Annotated in this window: 19 protein-coding genes; 6 read left to right on the top strand and 13 right to left on the bottom strand. The window is 36.2% G+C overall.

Translation table 11 applies throughout. From position 1 onward, the window contains the following. Positions 1 to 77 precede the first annotated feature (77 nt). On the top strand, positions 78 to 533 hold the full coding sequence (locus ACFSUL_RS15320; RefSeq protein ID WP_377936821.1) for a cupredoxin domain-containing protein: 456 nt from the start codon (positions 78 to 80) through the stop codon (positions 531 to 533). Between the two features lie 102 nt (positions 534 to 635). Here ACFSUL_RS15320 and ACFSUL_RS15315 read toward each other — a convergent pair whose 3' ends face one another. Together ACFSUL_RS15315 and ACFSUL_RS15310 are read right to left on the bottom strand one after the other, a co-directional pair. Then, the gene (locus tag ACFSUL_RS15315) at positions 636 to 992 is read right to left on the bottom strand and encodes a fluoride efflux transporter FluC (RefSeq protein ID WP_377936820.1); all 357 of its coding nucleotides are present in this window, start codon (positions 990 to 992) and stop codon (positions 636 to 638) included. Beyond that, positions 986 to 1366, bottom strand: a complete 381-nt coding sequence (locus ACFSUL_RS15310; RefSeq protein ID WP_377936819.1) for a fluoride efflux transporter FluC — start codon at positions 1364 to 1366, stop codon at positions 986 to 988. The genes ACFSUL_RS15315 and ACFSUL_RS15310 overlap by 7 nt, the downstream gene beginning before the upstream one ends. Before the next feature lie 120 nt (positions 1367 to 1486). On the opposite strand from ACFSUL_RS15310, the gene ACFSUL_RS15305 reads away from it, so the two are divergent. Next, on the top strand, positions 1487 to 1774 hold the full coding sequence (locus ACFSUL_RS15305; RefSeq protein WP_377936818.1) for a hypothetical protein: 288 nt from the start codon (positions 1487 to 1489) through the stop codon (positions 1772 to 1774). A gap of 27 nt (positions 1775 to 1801) precedes the next feature. After that, positions 1802 to 2575, top strand: a complete 774-nt coding sequence (gene yidC, locus ACFSUL_RS15300) for a membrane protein insertase YidC (RefSeq protein WP_377936817.1) — start codon at positions 1802 to 1804, stop codon at positions 2573 to 2575. Positions 2576 to 2643: 68 nt separating this feature from the next. Here the strand turns inward: yidC and ACFSUL_RS15295 are convergent, their stop codons facing one another. Next, on the bottom strand, positions 2644 to 3816 hold the full coding sequence (locus tag ACFSUL_RS15295; RefSeq protein ID WP_377936816.1) for a D-alanyl-D-alanine carboxypeptidase family protein: 1173 nt from the start codon (positions 3814 to 3816) through the stop codon (positions 2644 to 2646). Positions 3817 to 4015: 199 nt separating this feature from the next. Between ACFSUL_RS15295 and ACFSUL_RS15290 the strand changes: the two genes are divergently transcribed. Continuing rightward, positions 4016 to 4636: a 5-bromo-4-chloroindolyl phosphate hydrolysis family protein gene (locus tag ACFSUL_RS15290; protein WP_377936815.1), complete on the top strand. Its 621-nt coding sequence runs from the start codon at positions 4016 to 4018 to the stop codon at positions 4634 to 4636. Between the two features lie 16 nt (positions 4637 to 4652). Then, on the top strand, positions 4653 to 5783 hold the full coding sequence (locus tag ACFSUL_RS15285; RefSeq protein WP_377936814.1) for a toxic anion resistance protein: 1131 nt from the start codon (positions 4653 to 4655) through the stop codon (positions 5781 to 5783). A gap of 60 nt (positions 5784 to 5843) precedes the next feature. On the opposite strand, the gene ACFSUL_RS15280 is transcribed toward ACFSUL_RS15285, so the two are convergent. The 6 genes from ACFSUL_RS15280 to ACFSUL_RS15255 form a co-directional block, all read right to left on the bottom strand. After that, a complete protein-coding gene (locus tag ACFSUL_RS15280) occupies positions 5844 to 7418 on the bottom strand; it encodes a cation:proton antiporter (RefSeq protein WP_377936813.1) in 1575 nt (524 codons plus the stop codon). 145 nt (positions 7419 to 7563) lie between these two features. Beyond that, positions 7564 to 9261: an ABC-ATPase domain-containing protein gene (locus ACFSUL_RS15275; RefSeq protein ID WP_377936812.1), complete on the bottom strand. Its 1698-nt coding sequence runs from the start codon at positions 9259 to 9261 to the stop codon at positions 7564 to 7566. A 480-nt stretch (positions 9262 to 9741) separates the two neighbouring features. Continuing rightward, a complete protein-coding gene (locus ACFSUL_RS15270; RefSeq protein ID WP_377936811.1) occupies positions 9742 to 11667 on the bottom strand; it encodes a vWA domain-containing protein in 1926 nt (641 codons plus the stop codon). Between the two features lie 10 nt (positions 11668 to 11677). Beyond that, the gene (locus tag ACFSUL_RS15265; protein WP_377936810.1) at positions 11678 to 12559 is read right to left on the bottom strand and encodes an ATP-binding protein; all 882 of its coding nucleotides are present in this window, start codon (positions 12557 to 12559) and stop codon (positions 11678 to 11680) included. A 244-nt stretch (positions 12560 to 12803) separates the two neighbouring features. Next, entirely contained in the window at positions 12804 to 13013 is a 210-nt protein-coding gene (locus tag ACFSUL_RS15260) for a DUF6501 family protein (RefSeq protein WP_071412203.1), read from the bottom strand. 98 nt (positions 13014 to 13111) lie between these two features. Next, positions 13112 to 13567 (bottom strand): GNAT family N-acetyltransferase, encoded by a 456-nt coding sequence (locus ACFSUL_RS15255; RefSeq protein ID WP_377936809.1) that lies wholly within the window; start codon positions 13565 to 13567, stop codon positions 13112 to 13114. Positions 13568 to 13656: 89 nt separating this feature from the next. On the opposite strand from ACFSUL_RS15255, the gene ACFSUL_RS15250 reads away from it, so the two are divergent. Further along, complete coding sequence (locus ACFSUL_RS15250) at positions 13657 to 14010, top strand: hypothetical protein (RefSeq protein WP_377936808.1); 354 nt, start codon at positions 13657 to 13659, stop codon at positions 14008 to 14010. A 6-nt stretch (positions 14011 to 14016) separates the two neighbouring features. On the opposite strand, the gene ACFSUL_RS15245 is transcribed toward ACFSUL_RS15250, so the two are convergent. The 4 genes from ACFSUL_RS15245 to ACFSUL_RS15230 form a co-directional block, all read right to left on the bottom strand. Then, the gene (locus ACFSUL_RS15245; protein WP_377936807.1) at positions 14017 to 14634 is read right to left on the bottom strand and encodes a DedA family protein; all 618 of its coding nucleotides are present in this window, start codon (positions 14632 to 14634) and stop codon (positions 14017 to 14019) included. A gap of 36 nt (positions 14635 to 14670) precedes the next feature. Next, positions 14671 to 15453: a GNAT family N-acetyltransferase gene (locus ACFSUL_RS15240; protein ID WP_377936806.1), complete on the bottom strand. Its 783-nt coding sequence runs from the start codon at positions 15451 to 15453 to the stop codon at positions 14671 to 14673. A gap of 22 nt (positions 15454 to 15475) precedes the next feature. Further along, on the bottom strand, positions 15476 to 16348 hold the full coding sequence (locus ACFSUL_RS15235) for a gamma-glutamylcyclotransferase (protein WP_377936805.1): 873 nt from the start codon (positions 16346 to 16348) through the stop codon (positions 15476 to 15478). Positions 16349 to 16525: 177 nt separating this feature from the next. Continuing rightward, on the bottom strand, positions 16526 to 18166 hold the full coding sequence (locus ACFSUL_RS15230) for an AMP-binding protein (protein ID WP_377937726.1): 1641 nt from the start codon (positions 18164 to 18166) through the stop codon (positions 16526 to 16528). Positions 18167 to 18374: the final 208 nt, after the last annotated feature.

The following is an 18374-nucleotide window of genomic DNA, read 5'->3' as shown; positions in this document are numbered from 1 at the left end:
CAGGAATTAAAAAATTTAGACAAGTTCCACCTCGTACAAGCATAGTGTAGTAGAGATATGTACAAGGGGGGATGTTTGTGAAGTTTGTTGTGTTAAAGAAAGGTTCGATTATCGCAGTTATCGTTACTTTTATGATTATTACTATTGGAGCAGTATGGGTATTAACAGAAAAAAATAGTTATCCTACTGTATCAATGACTGGTCAGAAAGAGACTATTCCATCGTATCAATTGGTAACAGTTGAATACTCCTCAAAGACAGATGATGGAAAAGAAATTGAAATGTATAGGTGGGACCCTGGAACAATTAATATAGAGAAGGGAAAAGAAGTCGAGCTTCGGCTATATGGTGTAAACGGAATGGAGCATCCCTTTTATATTGAAGGGACCGATGTAAAAGGAACAGTGAAAAAAGGGGAGGAAACAGTCGTTAACGTTAAGTTTGATGAAGAAGGTACGTATCGACTTGTTTGCGAAACTCATCATTCTATCGAAAATCACGGTCCAATGGTTGCCCATATTATCGTTGATTAATAAAGTGAAACTTCAATCAGTGGGGATTTACTGCCTGTTAATGCGGGATAAGCTTAAAGGCATTTCACAATCGCTGGTGCGTGAAATGCCCTAAGCTTATTTTTAGCTGTTTCCAAGAAAAAAACCTAACAGCGCAGCAATAAACCCAACGGTATAAGTTAATATAGTGTACGTATAAAACATAACAGAAAGTCCATTTTTTAGGAGTCCATTACTTTCCCACTTAAAAGTAGAAAAGGTTGTAAAAGCTCCGCAAAATCCAATTCCTAAAAAAGCATAAAGATTCCCCTCTAATCCAAAGCTGACAAAATACCCCAACAAAAATGAACCGATACTATTTACAATGAATGTCGCCACCGGAAAGGATGTTGAAAATCGATCCTTTGTCCACCCACTAACCGCGAAACGAGAAACAGCACCGCAAAAACCACCAAGCGCTACGCTAAGAGCCATTAACATTTCTCTGTCCCTCTCTTCCCTGCCATACTACCTAATCGAATAAAAATAAGCCCTCCAAAGAGGCTAATAATGAAATAAGTAAAAGCCATCATAAATTTCATTCCTGTTACTAATTCTAGAAGCTCTACACTAAAAGTAGAAAAGGTTGTAAATGACCCAATAAGGCCTGTCGCAAAAAACCATAATACTTTTTGTCTTTTTACGGATATTTTGCTGTAAAGAAACGCAATAATGAACGCTCCTAGTAAATTAACGAGTAACGTTGCAAACGGAAATCCCGTCATTCCCAATCGAATAAAAGAAAGACTAATTCCCCAGCGTAGAAGACTACCAACTGCTCCTCCAGTTCCTACAATTATATATTTTCCCAACATTTGTTTCCCTCACTTGTAAAAAATCTATTTAAATGAAACCATTTCCGTCTAGAAATCGTATATACTTATAGAATATAGTAAAATTCTAAAAAACAGCGCACAAGTAAAGGAGGCATTCTATTGGCTGAAATATTTCTATACGATGCATTCGAATTATATATGTCTCCTATTTATATTAGCATGATTGTTTCGATAACAGTCGCATTTCTTTGGGTACAATTTAGAGTACCTAGCAATTTCTCACATTTTTTTCCGCGTACTATCTATAGAGCTTTACTAACAATAAAGCCGATGGATAAATCTCGATGTGACGATATTTATTCTCAAATTTTGTTATCTGTAAAAAAACAATTGTACCCACCTGATGAGGAGGAAGGTTCTTCAATAGTAAATTCTTATTCTATTTAGAGATTTACTATTGAGGAGGAACTTTAGTTGAAAAAATTAAGCTTTATTTCATTAACTTTATTCATTATCAGTTTATTGTCTGGTTGTCAGGCAGCAACAACCGATGGAAGTCTTTTTCATGATTACCTAATACGCCCTTTTTCGTGGGCCCTTCATGAAATAGGAACACTTTTAGACGGTAACTTTGGACTAGCTCTCATTTTGATTACCGTTCTTGTTCGATTGCTTTTGCTACCTTTTATGTTAAAAACGTACAAAAATCAACAAGTGATGAAAGAAAAAATGGAAGTTTTCAAACCTGAACTGGAAGCGATCCAAAAGAAAATGAAGCAAACGAATAATCCAGAAGAAAAGCAAAAGTTACAACAAGAAATGATGGGGCTCTATCAAAAGCATGGTGTTAATCCATTGAATATGGGATGTTTGCCGTTAATTATTCAAACTCCAATCTTAATTGGCCTATATTACGCTATTCGAACATCAACCGAGATCGCTTCTCATTCCTTTCTCTGGTTTAACCTAGGTGAAGTAGACTACGTAATGGCGATTATTGCTGGATTGGTGTACTTCTTGCAATCTCGTGTTGCACTTATCGGAATGCCGGAAACGCAGCAGTCTCAAATGAAAATAGTGAGTTATCTATCACCTCTTATGATTCTCATTTTTTCTTTTAATGCACCTTCTGCCCTGCCTTTATACTGGGCTGCTGGCGGGATATTTTTAATCGTTCAAACATATGTATCCAAAAAGCTTTATCAATCCAAAAAGACAATAACTAATGAAGAATTAGTTAAAAACTAGACAACAACAGAAAAAGGCTCATCCCTTCATGCCTGACGTGAAAGGATAAGCCTTTTTGATATATGTTCTTACATATTCGATTGCTTATACCGAAAAATGGATACTCCCGCTATTGCCAGCATAATTATATACACCATCATTGGATAAAGTAATAATTGTCTCGGATCACTGCTAAAGATAGAACCATGAGCACTCGCTAAAGAATTATTTTCTTGAAGTGCCGTTTCTTTTTTCTTCTTTGTTAATTGTACAGTCAAGTTTTTCGAATGATCTTCATTAAACAGTGTCAGCATGCCGTCTGGAGATAACCTTTCCTTTATCCTCTCATTTATTGCATGTGTATATTCTACGTCTTTATTTAACTTATAACTTTGATCCTCAAGTTGAAATATTGTTTCTTTCGGAATTGTATTTCGTACAAATCCGTTTAAACTATAATCTAATAACGCTTTCGTATCACGATAAATAGCATTTTTAGACTGTGCTTTAAGTGTAACAACAACGACAGATAAATCTTTGTTTTCTGCGGAAGTAACGAGTGTATGCATCGCTTCATCAACAAACCCATTTTTCCCTCCGGTTACTTCAGGATATGGAAGCTCCCCCTTAACCATTTTATGATGGGTAATAAGTTTCGTCTCCCATCCTTCCGCTTTCCAGTCTACCTCTTCTGTTCCAAAAAGACTTTTGAACTTGGCATTATTCAAGGCATAGCTCGTTATAATAGCCATATCATACGCCGTAGTGTAATGATTTTTATTATATAAACCATGAGGATTAACAAAATGTGTCTGTTGAACGCCAATTTTTTCTTGTAAAAATGTATTTACATGGTCAGAAAAATTTTCGACCGAACCCTCTAGATGTTCCGCAATTGCAACTGCTGCATCATTCCCTGAGTTCACCATCATTCCTTGGAGTAATTGCTTTAAACTCATTTTCTCTCCTTCCATCAGATACACGGAAGAGCCTTCTGTAGAAGCCGCGTTTTTACTAATCGTAACGGTATCGTCCAAGTCGCCATTCTCTAATGCATAAATTGCCGTTGCGATTTTTGTAATGCTTGCTGGATTCATTTTCCGATTTGCTTTTTTTGAGTACAGTATACTTCTTGTTTTAGAATCTATTACAATAGCCGATTTACTAAACAGAGATGATGGTTTTTTCACCTGAATCTCTTCTGCTGACGCTACTGAAAAAGAAAAGCTTAAAATAAGCACGATAAACATTATTTTTTTCATATACCTACACACCTATCTAGACAATCTATTAAAACATTCTAACAAAAATGCTTTATTCTATTCCACTATTTGAGTAATTGTTAAGGAAATGAAATAATGTAAGTACCACTCATTTGAAAAATTGGGTTAAGAAAATGAAACCTTTCGACATTTACTACGTATTACTTATTAAGGATATTAATTTTAGGAGTAGATGACTATGAATACGTTTGGTCAAACTGGATTACGGGTCTTGCTGTCGTCTTTTATCAGCTTTACCGGATTTTTCATTTATTTAATCGGAGTAGATTTTAGCTTCCCTTCTTCCTTTCTCCTTAGTATTGGAACAGGAGTTGTTACTTATTTTGTTATAAAACAACTACAATTTCGCTGGTGGCTAAAAAAACAAGCATTAACGGTAAAGGATTTTCGATATATTAAGAAGAATTTAAAAGAAGCAAAGGAAAAAATCAAACGATTACAAAAGCAACAATTGAAAGTTCGATCACTTGGAGCGTTTAAACAAGTCTTTGAACTGAACAGGTTAACACGTAGAATTTTCACTATCGTTCAAAAACAACCGAAGCGATTCTATTTGGCAGAGTCTTTCTTCTTTTATCATCTTGATTCAGTTGTCGAGCTTTCAGAAAAATACACTTTCCTAGCAGCACAGCCAGGAAAAAACAAGGAAGTCTTTCTTTCCCTGCAACAAACAAGAAGCACACTCGATGACTTGATTGACTCCTTAGAGAAAGATTTACACGCTGTTCTTTCTGAAGATATGGATACATTGCAATATGAATTGAAGTTTGCCGAACACCATTTATCAAACAAAAAATAGAATTGGAGGATTAGAAATGGAACAAAAAAACGCAAGCTGGGAAGATCTAATTTCCGATTCTTTTCCAGAAGAAATGCCAGTAAAAAAACAAGAAACAGCCCCTTCTTTACTAGAAACTTTACCACCTGAACAAAAAGAAAAAGCAAAGGAATTAGCAACTCAACTTGATTACAAAGACTATGAAGCGGTTTTAAAATATGGAACTTCTGCCCAAACACAACTGTCGACATTTTCTCATTCGATGCTCGATCATGTTCAAAAAAGAGATATTGGACCCGTTGGTGATATATTAACAGATCTTATGAGAAAGCTTGAACAGATGAATCCGGAAGAACTTCAGTCCGAGAAAAAAGGGATTTTCAAGAAAATGTTCCGTAAACTCAGTGCATCTGTACAAGAGGTACTATCTAAATACCAAAAAATTGGTTCACAAATTGATAGAATTACCGTCAAGCTAGAACAATCAAAAGGTACGCTCATTGAAGATAACCGCATGCTTGAAACGCTGTATGATAAGAATAAAGATTATTTTAAAGCACTAAATGTGTATATTGCTGCAGCAGAACTAAAACGAGAAGAACTCGAGAAGGAAATTCTTCCCTCTCTTCGCAAAAAAGCGGAGGAATCTGGGGATGATATGGTGTATCAAGAGGTAAATGATACGATGCAATTTATGGACAGACTAGATAAGCGGATATATGACTTGAAGCTCAGTCGTCAAATGACGATTCAATCAGCACCACAAATCCGTTTAATTCAAAATACAAACCAGGCTTTAGCGGAGAAAATACAAGCATCTGTTTTGACTGCAATCCCTCTTTGGAAAAACCAAATTGCGATTGCACTCACGCTGTTACATCAAAGAAAAGCAGTAGAAGCACAGAAACAAGTTTCACAAACAACCAATGAACTATTACTAAAAAATTCGCAAATGCTTAAATCAAATAGTATTGAAACAGCAAAAGAAAATGAGCGGGGAATCATTGATATTGAGACATTAAAGAAAACACAGGAAAACCTCATCTCTACAATTGAAGAAACGCTTTCCATCCAAGCGGAAGGTCGCCAAAAACGTAAACAAGCTGAACAAGAAATGGTGACAATGGAACAGCAGTTAAAAGATAAATTATTAGAACTTAGATCCTAGGTTCCATAACTAAGAGGGATGACCTAACGTTGCTGAACAGCAACTAGGTCATCCCTCTTTCTATTCCTTTTCAATATGGACGATACTATCTGTAATAGTGTCGTATGCTTTTTCGGCAATTTCCGATGTAATAATATCTTCTTTTTCCAGCGTAGATATTGCATCATATTCCGCATATAACGCATGCTTCTTCAGTACAAAAAGTTGATTCTCTTTGAGTTCTGGATTTTCATCAAATAGTTCATTTAATTGAGCTTGTAGCATATTAATTCTTTTCTTATATGTTTCGATTACTTCTTCTGAAATAGAATCTGTAATATATAGTTTTTGTTTTACACGATGAATTTCTGCTATTGCCATTTCATACATATGAAGCTGAGCTAGCAGTTTTTCATAGTTCTCTCTTCCTTGTTCTTTCGGTTTAATTCCTAATAGATTGATGAGCGGCTTAATTGTAAGACCCTGCACGACTAATGAAAATAACACAACACTAAACGTAAGGATAAGTATATCTTCCCTAACAGGAAAATCCCTTGGGAGACTTAAAACTAATGCAATTGATAAAGACCCTTTTAATCCTCCCCAGTTTAATATATGTTTCCACTTCAAAGGAAAGCTTTTGATTAGTGACAGGCTTGTATATACTGCAATGCTTCTTGCAACTAAAACAAGCAGAATTGCCGCAAGAATAAGTAACCATTTTTCCACAAAGTTAATTCTGGTAATTTCTAATCCGACCATTAAAAATACTAACGAATTAGCAAGTAATGCCGCGACATCCCAAAAGTTATGGATATTCAATTTTGTTGTCGGACTCATCCCTATTTTACCGCCGAAATTCCCAAAAATTAGCGCAGCAACCACAACGGCGATTACTCCTGAAGCATGAACACTTTCAGCTAAAAGAAAGGACCCATAAAATAAGATAATACTAAAAATAATTTCTAATGGATAATCGTCAAAGTATTTTGTTAAGATAGAAAAACCGTAACCAAGGGCTCCACCAATGATTAATCCAAGTGATACAACGCGAACAAACTCCCATAAGCCGCTTCCAACCCCTACCCAACCTGCATCAATGTAAGAAAGCAGATAAAAGGCAGAAATATTAAATAATACAACAGCTAACCCATCATTAAATAAACTCTCTCCTTCAATGACTGTTGCAAGCCGCTGTTGCACCCCGACACTTTTAAAGATAGACAACACACTAACCGGATCAGTAGCACTCATTAATGCACCAAACACAAATGCAGCGGGAATGGGAAAGTCAAAGAGGTAATAAGTAGAAAATCCAATGATAAGGCTTGAAATAAACGTTCCGCCAAATGCAAGAGATAAAATTGGTTTTTTATTATTATTCAAATGTGAAAAAGGAAGCTTTATAGCAGCCTCTCCTAAAAGTGCAGGTAAAAAGAGAGTTATAATAACAAAATTAAAAATTTCCCCCTCTGTAATAAAAAGTTTAAGTGGTTCCAAAATCGGGATATTTAATAACCCGATTAATGCACCAACAATAACTAATGCAATAGGATATGGCTGCTTGAATTTTTTTGCAATGGCCGTAATCCCAGCAGCAATCATAACAAGAAATAAACCTAATTCAAAAATATGATGTAAATCAAGATCATGCATAACCATTTCTCCCTTCTCGCTACTGGATTCCTCTACTTTAACCTGCCATCTTCTAGCGATTAATTGACTAGAAGAAAATTCACTTGCCTTCCTTCCTCATAAAACCTCTAGCAGCTGCAACTAATTCGGTTCGTATTAAATTTTTTCACTTTATTTGCAAAGAACGCATTCGATTTAAGGCAGCAGCTAATTCAAATCTACGAACAACCGCCAGCTCTCCAGGGTGACCGGAGTGAGAGGAAACTCTATGGAACCCTTGCTTTTGAATTTCTTCTATTTCATCAAGTAATTCGCTTATACTCTTATTGTTTAACGTACCCTTTCGTTCCCAATAATATAATATTTCCGCTATCATTCTTGTTTGGCTTTCATCCACTAGCTGTTCTACATGATGGAGATCAATCGTAGTCATTCCAAACTGAATACTATTTTTCCCCCTAGAAGCAATTTTACTTTTTTTCCCTTTACGACTATTCAAACTTCGATTATGTGGAATTCTAGGTTGAAAAGATCCAAATTGGTTACCCCCCTCTTGATTACGTTCGATTTTAATTCGTTCCGCAATGTCTTGGGCTTCTTGTGTTACATCGTATGGAAGATAGTTTTCCATTTTAATGATTGTATCTGCAATAGAAAAGTAGTCACCCGAGCCTCCCATCACAAGAGTAGTGGAAATAGCTTGTTCTTCTAAAAGTTGCCCTATCTTGTCAACAAAGGGCGTAATTGGTTCGGTTTCTGCAGAGACAAGTGCTTGCATACGGGCATCACGAATCATAAAGTTTGTAGCACTCGTGTCTTCATCAATAAGAAGAGCTTGAGCCCCAGCTTCTATTGCCTCCATAATATTTGCAGCTTGTGACGTACTTCCGCTGGCATTTTCACTAGTGAAATGCGTAGTATCCTGCTGATAAGGAAGATTATTAATAAATGGAGAAATATTGACGCCATTTACACTTCTACCATCCTCAGAACGAATTTTTACTGCATTTTGATTTGTTAGGACAAACTCCCTTCCGTCACCGCGAATATGATTGTAAACACCTCTTTCTAACGCATGCAGTAAGGTGCTTTTTCCATGAAAGCCGCCTCCAACAATTAATGTGATTCCCTTTTTTATCCCCAGCCCTTTTATTGTTTCTTTTGCATGAGGGATGTCTATTTCTATCTCTAAAGATGCAGGTGAATGAAACGGCACCACTTTCCCTTTTTGTAATGGTCGATTACTAATCCCATTTTCACGTGGTAAAATACTTTCATTCGCTATGAATGCGATTAAATCATTCTTATCTAGATACTGTCGAATAGCTTGCTGCTGATCACAAAGTTTTACAACTTGTTCAAAATCCGCACCCGTTATTGCCAAAGCGGACTTTCTGATGAGTGTTGGAATCTCTTGCAAAAACATCTTTTCTGCTTGTTTTCCAAGAATCCTCCGCCCTGCAGCTGGGAGACCAACGGATAAACAAATCGTTGTCACTTTTGATGTAACGGTGACCGCTGACCTTTTCAACACTTCCTGCCCTGGTCGGTCAATAGCAATATTACCGCTTTTCCCTGTGCCTCTCGATTTAGATATTTGGTCTGCTAGGATGTTGCCTACTTTTCTAGCAATAAGATCTTCGCAGTAACAAACTTGTTGTTCATTTTCTATCCAACTTTCCTCAAGCGGCAATAGATTTGTATCGATGAGTATACGTATTTTTGATGGAGATGCAAATGGATCTCCTTGCACATAGTCTACTGATAATTGAAATTCCGAGTATGTATAGATTCCTCTAATATCTTTATATGCTTTATACCCTTTCCCATCTATGTACATTAGTTTTTCTTGTAATTTATTCAAATTGATTGCCTCCTCTTTCTGTATTGGCACTGGCTAGTTCAGCAAGCCTTTATTCCCATCGTATCGAAACCTTTTTGTATTATCAATGAAGACGGCATTTGAAACATTCATTGTTCATTTTCACTTGATAATTTTAAAGTTAAAGTTAATGCAAAAATAAGGCTGTTTGTATGAAAAAAAGTATTTTTAAGCATCGTAAAATCATTTAGGATAACCAAAATGAATCGATTCTATACCACCTTGGCATCAAATTTGACTTTTTATACTAGATGGTGGCGACTTGGTTTCAGACGCCATGTGAGTTTTTCGTAAAGGTTGTTGTATTTTAATGGAAAACTAAGTTTACCCTACTGCGTTGATTCTCGCTGCGGGCACTTGGCTCCTGCGGGAAGAGGCGGACCAATTAGCTACAAACGATATGAAATGAGCCAAAATAAAAGACACAAGCAGATGAACTCTGCTTGTGTCTTTTATTGCATATCATATACTCTTATAAAGTAATTTTCGAAGTAACGGGAATAACACATCAGGTAATTCTTCCACATTGGAAACAAGGATGCTGAAATTCCCATATATATTTTGAATTGTTCTTCGTTGTCCTTCGTCAATTTCCCCATTAGAAAGGAACACGTTGATCACTTCAATTCCTTGTTTTCTTGCATCTAGCACTGCTTCATGTGTATCAACAATTCCGTTTTGTTCATATCCCATCGCAGCCGGTTCACCATCAGAAAACACTAATAAGAACTTCTGTTTTTCACTTCTTTTTAATATTCGCTCCGTCATTAAGCGAATGGCGAATCCATCGCGATTATCTTCCTCTGGTTGAAGTTGCATGATTTCCGGTCCGCTATTCGGTTTTAAAGAAGAACGAAAATCTAGAACTGGCTTCAAGTAATTGGGTTGCTTTTTCACTGTTGCTTCATTTGTATCTTCCCAAAAACCGACGACTTCATGAGGAACACGAACGGATTTTAATGATTCATGAAATAAGGTGATCCCGAGTTTTGTTTCATCCATCTTGTCATACATACTTGCAGAGCAATCAACGAGCAAAGAGAAAACTGCGTCAATTTCTGTTGACGGATTTTGTTTTTTGTAAAATAATCGTGGATTTTCATCGGTAATAAATCTTAGTAATTTATTATTTAATCGCCCAAAATGCAAATCGGATCTTGGTTGGATCTTTTTATGCTCTAATGTTTTTTCAATCATTTTTTTTAGCTTTTTCTGCTGTGTTGTAACTAGGGTTTTATTTGAAAAATATTCTCTTTTGTCATCACTAGTCGGAATTTCTGGAGAGAGGAAAATTGGATAAGCAAACTTATTTTCTTTTCCATAATCGGCTTCGCTTCCGCCGTCCATTTCTTCTTTCTCTTTTTGGGCAGCTTCAAGGCTATTGTAATCATTATTCTTTGTTTCCTGTGAGGAACCTTGCACCATTGCCATCGCTTGGTCCCCTTCATCGCCTTCTCTTACACCGTCTCCTAAAATATCCGACTGGGAGCCCTGGTCTAAATCAAATTGTAAAAACGATTCTCCTTTATCGCTCGTTTCCCGATGCCATGTCCGGAATTCCTCGTCGATAACCTCTTCTTCCCCTGTACTTTCTTCCTCTAAAATATCATCGTTTGCTAACGGGTCTTGTCTTTTTAAATCGTCAAACGTTTGTCCTCTATCGGACTCTTTTTTATCGTACACATTTTCAGGAAGATGGAAATACTCATTTAACATATCCTTTTCTACGATTTCTTCCACAACTTCGACAATTTGTAAGCAAATAGCTACGACTTCCTTCGTTGAACTCACTTCAAAAAAACGAGTAAGTTGTCGGTGAATAAAGGGCATCGCCATATCAATGTCTTCATTTATCATTGCAGGATCTTCTAACGGTGATTGCGCATTCAGCAGTAAATAAATACTGTTAAATAAAGCATCAATAAAAACACTTTTCACCTTATTAACATTAAGTTGTGCTTGAAAATATTTACGATAAATATTTCTTCTCGTTGCAAACACTTTTTTCGTTCCAGGTCGCTTTGATTTGCATAGTTCTTCTAGTCGTATATCTTCAGCTAACATAAACAATTGTTTTGCAAAGCTTGGAACTGACGTTTTTTTTACTTTTTTAATATAGTTTACTACTTCATCAAAATCTGTGTGATGTAGACTTCCAATGCTTCTTAAAAAGATATCACTTTTTAATCCATGTAGCTCTTCCTCTTTTGTTCGATGATCCCAGAAGTGACTAATATAAACGGTAGCATCACTTACGTCTAAATAGGAATGAGGACCATATTTTAGATCCATGTCGCCATTTTTTGAAAGTGTTTTCGCCAAATCGGCCATTTCCATAAATAAAAAAGAGTCAATTTTCTCATCATTAAACTGAATAAATTTTTGCATAAAATCTTCCTTATTCAAAAAGCGTTTCAGCTATATTTTTAATTGCAGCTTTTTCACGTTCATCTTCTAATTTATCGATTATTCCACGTTGGATTGCACGTTTTGGCGGTAAATAAACAGCTAGATCACATGCATCAAGCAATGCTCGAATCGATGCTGCTTCTTCCGAGACTTGACCATTTTGCACTTGTACCATTAGGTCAGACGATAGCGATACAAATTGGTCAATTACCTTGTTGTCTCGTAGTGTACTTTGTGACTCGATAACTGTTTTTAATGTTTCTCCTTCAATATAAGGAACATCTATAACAACAAAGCGGTTTTTCAACGCTTCATTTAATGGAACTGTTCCAACATACCCCTCATTAATTGCTGCTACAACGCCAAATGAATCTGCTGCTTTAACTACTTCCCCAGTAAAAGGGTTCGTAATCATTCTGCGGTAATCAAGAACACCGTTTAAAATAGGCAGTGTCTCCGGCTTTGCCATATTAATTTCATCAATATAAAGCAAATGCCCTTCCTTCATTGCTTTAATGACAGGACCTTCAACAAATTCGATCGTATTTTTTCCGTCTTTTTCCGCAATTGTTTTATAACCAAGCAAGCTTTCAGCATCTAAATCAACGGAACAGTTAATACTGTGCATCGGTTGTGTAAACAAGGAAGAAAGCGTATCAGCAAGTTTTGTTTTCCCGGATCCAGTAGGTCCTTTTAAAAGCACATTTTTCCCCATGCTAAGCGCAATGACACTGTCGATCATAATTGTGTCATCACTTGCTGTGTAGCCGCCTTCTCCAATTAGATTTGTCTCATTATCGTTTTCAAAAAAGTTTTTTCGTTTATTAATAATTTCCACGATTGATTGTGGCAACGTTTGTTCTAAATTCATACATTACATCCTTTCTGAGTTCATGTAGCTAGAAACATTCTACATGTAAAAACGCTTGCACTGCAAAGATTAGAGTCGGATTTTGTCTTTTTTCAAATCTTCATTCTATTTATTGTTTCAATTCCAAACTACTTTTAGTATACATGCCTCCCTTGCTTCAGCAATTTTATTTTAAAGAGCGCAATAAAAAATGGGTTGACCTTAAGTGCTATGCAACACTTATTGGTCAACCCATTTTTAAACGTTAGGCGTTTACTTCTTCAAAATAATCTTTATAGAATCCGCCCATTTTACCGCTGTCATCCAATACAAAATAGAATTCTTCTGATTCGTTTTTCACATCGTATGTTTTTCCCGCCGTCAAAACATTTTCTACCATATATTTTTCTGCATTTGTATGTACACATTTAACTGTTTTAACAGTTGGACGTTCAGCCCAATTTAAATGAATCATTTATTCTCCCCCTTTCAACCGATAAGATATTTTTAGTATATTCGTCCAAACCATCAACTTCAAGCTTTATAAAAAAATGATTTCGATTATGTACTCAATTAATTTACACATTGACGAACAAGCTGTACTAAGGTGAGTTCCTTTTCCACGTCCCATTCCTTCTCTATAGAAAAACTATATTTTTTATACAGTTTTAATGCTGGTTCATTCTTTTTACCTGTAGTTACAAGGATTTTCTTTTCACTGTAACGGTCAATGATAAACTCCATAAGCTGACTACCAATACGTCTGCCAAAATAGTCTGGATGAACAACTACTCTGGAAATCTGAATATGATTGCGATGGTCTTCAATAGAAATAACACCTACTAACAGGCCTTTTTTGTAATAACCCCAAAACGTGTCATCTGAGGCGATAAGATCATGAACTGTTTGCGTTAATGGTGGAAATTCCTTTACCTCAAGCCATTCTGCTTCTTTTTTGTATGCTTGTTTTTGAATAATTAAAACCTCTTTAGCAATAGATGTTTGTTGCATACTTAGTTTTTTTATCATAGTTATCTCTCCACAATTTGAAATATACACTAAACCATCAAACGAAACCCGAAAATGTGATATATTGTAACTAAAGGATGTTAAGGTCGGTGTTACACTTGAGAAAAACGATAAAAAGAATAGGTTTCCTGCTATTTATTCTGTTACTCGTATATATGACCACCCAACGCCCTACAGAGGATCAATTTTATACATGGTTAAAGGAACAACACCATATTTCTTGCAATGGGACGGTGACATGTACAATGGAATTAAATGAAAATCACGACGTGTCTACTCTAATTGAAACGGGATCAACTATTAAAAAAGGATATTTAATTTTTAATACAGTCGGTAAAACATATGAAGACCAATCAGGTAAGCAACTGAAGCTAAAAGCGATCGGTCTGTTCGGACACTATTACACAATTTCAAAAGAGGAAGCTTCAGAGAGAAAGGAATAAATCATCTTATTTTCGAAGACGTACCTTCCGCCTTTTGATGCTCGCTGACTTTCGTTTATATATGTGATAAATTGTTAATAGAATAAATAGTACACCGAACACAATCGCCAGTTTCCATGACATGCCTTTTAAAATAGGCAGAAAACTAGAAGGGAATAATCGCCCTATTTGAAAATAGAGGAGTCCCCACAGGAAAGCTGCTGGAAAACCAAATAAGATAAATTTCCATAGTGGTATTTTCATAGAAGCGCCTGCCACATAAGGTAAAAATAACCGGACACCTGGTATGAAGTAGCTAAACGAAATTGCTAATGGACCAAATTTGGCGATCCAACTTTCCCCTTTCTGCACAATATTGTTAACTCTTTTATGGTGAAAAAAACGATATAATATCTTTGTTCCAAATACGCTTCCGATTCCAAAGCCGAATAGTCCATAACTAATTAATCCTGCATACATCGAAAAAAAGGATAGATACGGATTAAAGCCCCTTCGTTCTACTAAATAACCGGTGAGGGCTGCAATAACTTCATTGGGGACAGGAAATCCTAACAAAACAATCCAGCTGAATAAAAACATGGAAATATATCCAAATTGGTCAACTAACTGCCATAAGAAATCCATATGCAGCACCTCAACTTTTCAATAAAAAAGTCCTTTTTACTTCGTTACCCAGTATTGATATTGTGATGCTTGTTGAAAACTTAACTTTTTTAAAATAGGTGCAGAGTAGTTTCCTCTTGCCTGACATGTAGCTAACTTACACCCTTTTTCTTTTGCCATATGTAAACGGAAACGTACTAAACTTTTATAAATACCTTTATTTCTATAGGTTGGCAAAACCCCACTTCCATTCAAGTATAGAGCATGACCATCTGTACTATAGCGGTAATTTCCGTATCCAACAGGCTTCCCTTCCTCGCTATATGCAACAACAAACCCACCGTCACCATTAAATACATTCACAAAATCCTTCCTCTGCCTGAAAAGATTCGGCTTCTCTTGTTCACTGTAGCCCCATATAATCGAACTTACATTTACTAAGTCTTGGATTTGAGTATCATTCTCTACAATAGCAACAGAACATTCATTATCCTCACTAAAAGGAACATTTTCTAGGTTAATGAATACACCTTCATAGAAATCTTCTAATAAACAATTATTTCTTAACAGTCCTTGTTGGATATATAATGGCAAAGGCTCCCGCACCCATAGGCTAAAAGGTCGATTTCCAAAAAACTCTTCTACTCTCGCCCATTTTTGTTTGTAATCTTCTTCCGATTCTGTGTTAAATAGAACGACCTTATTTGCAAACACATTTTTAATGGAAGTATTCTTTATAGCTATTAAACCATCGTTATGAATTGTTTCCACAGTCTTCGGTACCAATTTATTCTGATAATCCCAATGATGAGATTCAATATAAGTTAACAAGTCTTTCATCCCCCACACCTCTCACAGAAATCTATTCCTTCAACATTTCCACTATCTGGTCTTCCGAAATCCCTAAAAATACTAATTGTTCCTTAAGCTTCTTATGATAATTCTCGCTTACATACGGCAGGCTCCCTCTCAAAATTTCACGGGCGTAGTGAAGAGGTGGACAGATTTCCGCTTTTTTCCCAATAACGATGAATGTAAGAACATCTTCATGTAAAATATTACCTATTTCCACATCGACAAAAGCAGCCCTATACCAACCAGGGACAACTCCTTCTCTTTTAAACAAGTAATCTACCGCTTCTTTCGGTACATCGTAGACTACCCCCTCCATTTCTCCACCATCTTCTACAATATCTCCCCTTCCACCATCGTGAACAACAAAATTGTACTTCATCGTATAACCTTTTAAATGACCGGCTCCTAAGTTACGCTGAAAGAACTGATCAACACCTGCTAATTGGAAACGTTCTTGGTCCATACACGAACCATAAGCAAAATACAACACATTTTCAGGATGATTTTTTATAAACTGATGTACTTTCCAGTCTCCGGACGGTATTATTTCTTGGAAAAGAGCTTGATTGACCCCATAGTAAACGAGTGCTTTTACACTCCCTGTATCTGTGTTTACCTCTTGTTCTTTTCGTACGAATAAATTCACTTCTCTTCCTTCTTGATAATCCTCTAAACCATCGAGCTTTTTAAGCGTCTCTGATGAGACCTCGTAGATCTCCCCGTATACTAAATTGTCCCCATTATGTAAAACAGGATATCCTTTTTTCGTATCAAATAATTCTCCTTTTATCCATGCCTGTTCATATAATCGCATTGAGTCTTCTAAAAAATGATGGTATTTCTCGTGTCTTCTTAAACTTCCATAAACAAATACTTTCATTTTCCTGCTTCCCCCTTCAATCTATTTAATCTATTCTAACAAAATCTACGTTATGTATACATGAATTGTGTTAAAATTTAGTTTACTTATTTTTAAAACATTTTAGACAGCAATAGATGGCTTATAATGCAAAAAAATACGATTCACTAGTAAAGTGAATCGATAAAAAAGTTGCTTCTACTTTATCTTCTTATCCAATACAAGATCCTGTGCTTGTTCTTTAAGCTTGAACTTTTGTATTTTTCCGGAAGCTGTCATCGGGTAGGAATCAGTAAATTCAATATAGCGTGGGATTTTATGATGAGATATCTTTCCTTTGCAATAATCTTTGATTTCTTCTAATGAGCAGCTTTGTCCTTCTTTCAAGATAAGCCACGCCATTACCTCTTCCCCATACACTTCATCAGGAATTCCAATCACTTGAACATCTAATACTTTTGGGTGGGAATATAAAAATTCTTCAATTTCTCGCGGGTAAATATTCTCTCCACCCCTGATGATCATGTCCTTTAAACGCCCTGTAATCCGGCAATATCCATGTTCGTCCATTACCGCTAAATCTCCAGTGTGAAGCCAACCTTCTTCATCGATAGCTGCCTCTGTGGCAGACTCATTTTGATAATAGCCTTTCATTACATGGTAACCCCTTGTACATAACTCACCTTGCCTTCCAGTAGGAACTTCTATAGATGAGCCAGGTTCAACGATTTTCACCTCTACATTTGGAAGTGCTCGTCCTACTGTCTCCACTTTCAACTCAATTGGATCATGTGTTCTAGTTTGGGTTATCACTGGAGACGATTCTGTTTGTCCATAAGCAATTGTCACCTCATCGGCACCCATTTTCTCCATAACACCCTTCATTACTTCAATTGGGCAATTACTGCCAGCCATAATCCCAGTACGCAAATGAGTTAAATCATATTTTGCAAATTCTGGATGGTTAAGCTCCGCAATAAACATCGTAGGAACACCATGTAACGCAGTACACTTTTCCGCTTCTACCGTTTGAAGAACCTCTTCAGGACTGAATTCTTGAATCGGAATCATCGTTGCTCCGACAGAAACAGAAGCAAGCGTCCCCATTACACACCCAAAACAATGGAAAAATGGAACAGGAATACATAGTCTATCTTCTTTAGTTAAGCGCATACATTTTGCAACATTATAAGCATTATTTACAATATTTATGTGGGTTAGCATTACCCCTTTTGGAAAACCTGTCGTTCCAGAAGTGTACTGCATATTAATGACATCCTCAGGTTGTAAGCTTTCTAACCTATTGTTTAACTCGTTATCCGATACCCCTTCTGACAATTCCAATACATCATTCCAGCTATATGTACCAGGGTATTTTTTCTCGCCTAAAACGATTACATTTTGAAGGGAAGGAAGCTTCTTGCTCTTCAACTCTCCTGGATTACATTCATGTAATTCAGGACAAATTTCAAATAGCGTATCAATATATGATGTACCTTTATACTGTTCCATCAAAATAATTGTTTGGCTATTCGATTGTTTCAATAGAAATTCCAGTTCAGCCGCTTGATAATTTGTATTAACCGTAACAAGGACTGCCCCCATTTTCCCAGAAGAAAATTGACTCACAAGCCACTCTGGAGTATTCGAAGCCCAAATCGCCATATGCTCCCCTTTGTTAATCCCTAGTTTCATAAAGCCTTTCGCTGCTTTTCGGCAAATATTATTGAATTCATCATAATTCCATCTTAAGTCACGATCATGGTACACTACTGCTTCATGTTTTGGTTGTGTTTTTGCTTTTTCTTCTAATAATTGACCAATAGTAACTTCTAAAATTTCTGTCAAACTAAATTCCCCCATTCTTGTTCAGATGAACGCCTATAGAGGGGTGTGTTGAATGCCTGATGTCTTGGCATAAGGAGAATGTCTGTTGTTCTAAAAGCAACCCACTATGTATTTAATATTATCACAAAAATGGGAATTTTCAAATAAACAACTGCATATTTGAAAATTCACCAGAGTAGTATATTCCTATCTAATGCGA

Origin of the sequence: Bacillus seohaeanensis, from assembly GCF_042684945.1 — a bacterium.
GTDB classification, from domain to species: domain Bacteria; phylum Bacillota; class Bacilli; order Bacillales; family Bacillaceae_B; genus Rossellomorea; species Rossellomorea seohaeanensis.
This window is presented reverse-complemented; position numbering and strand designations above follow the sequence as displayed.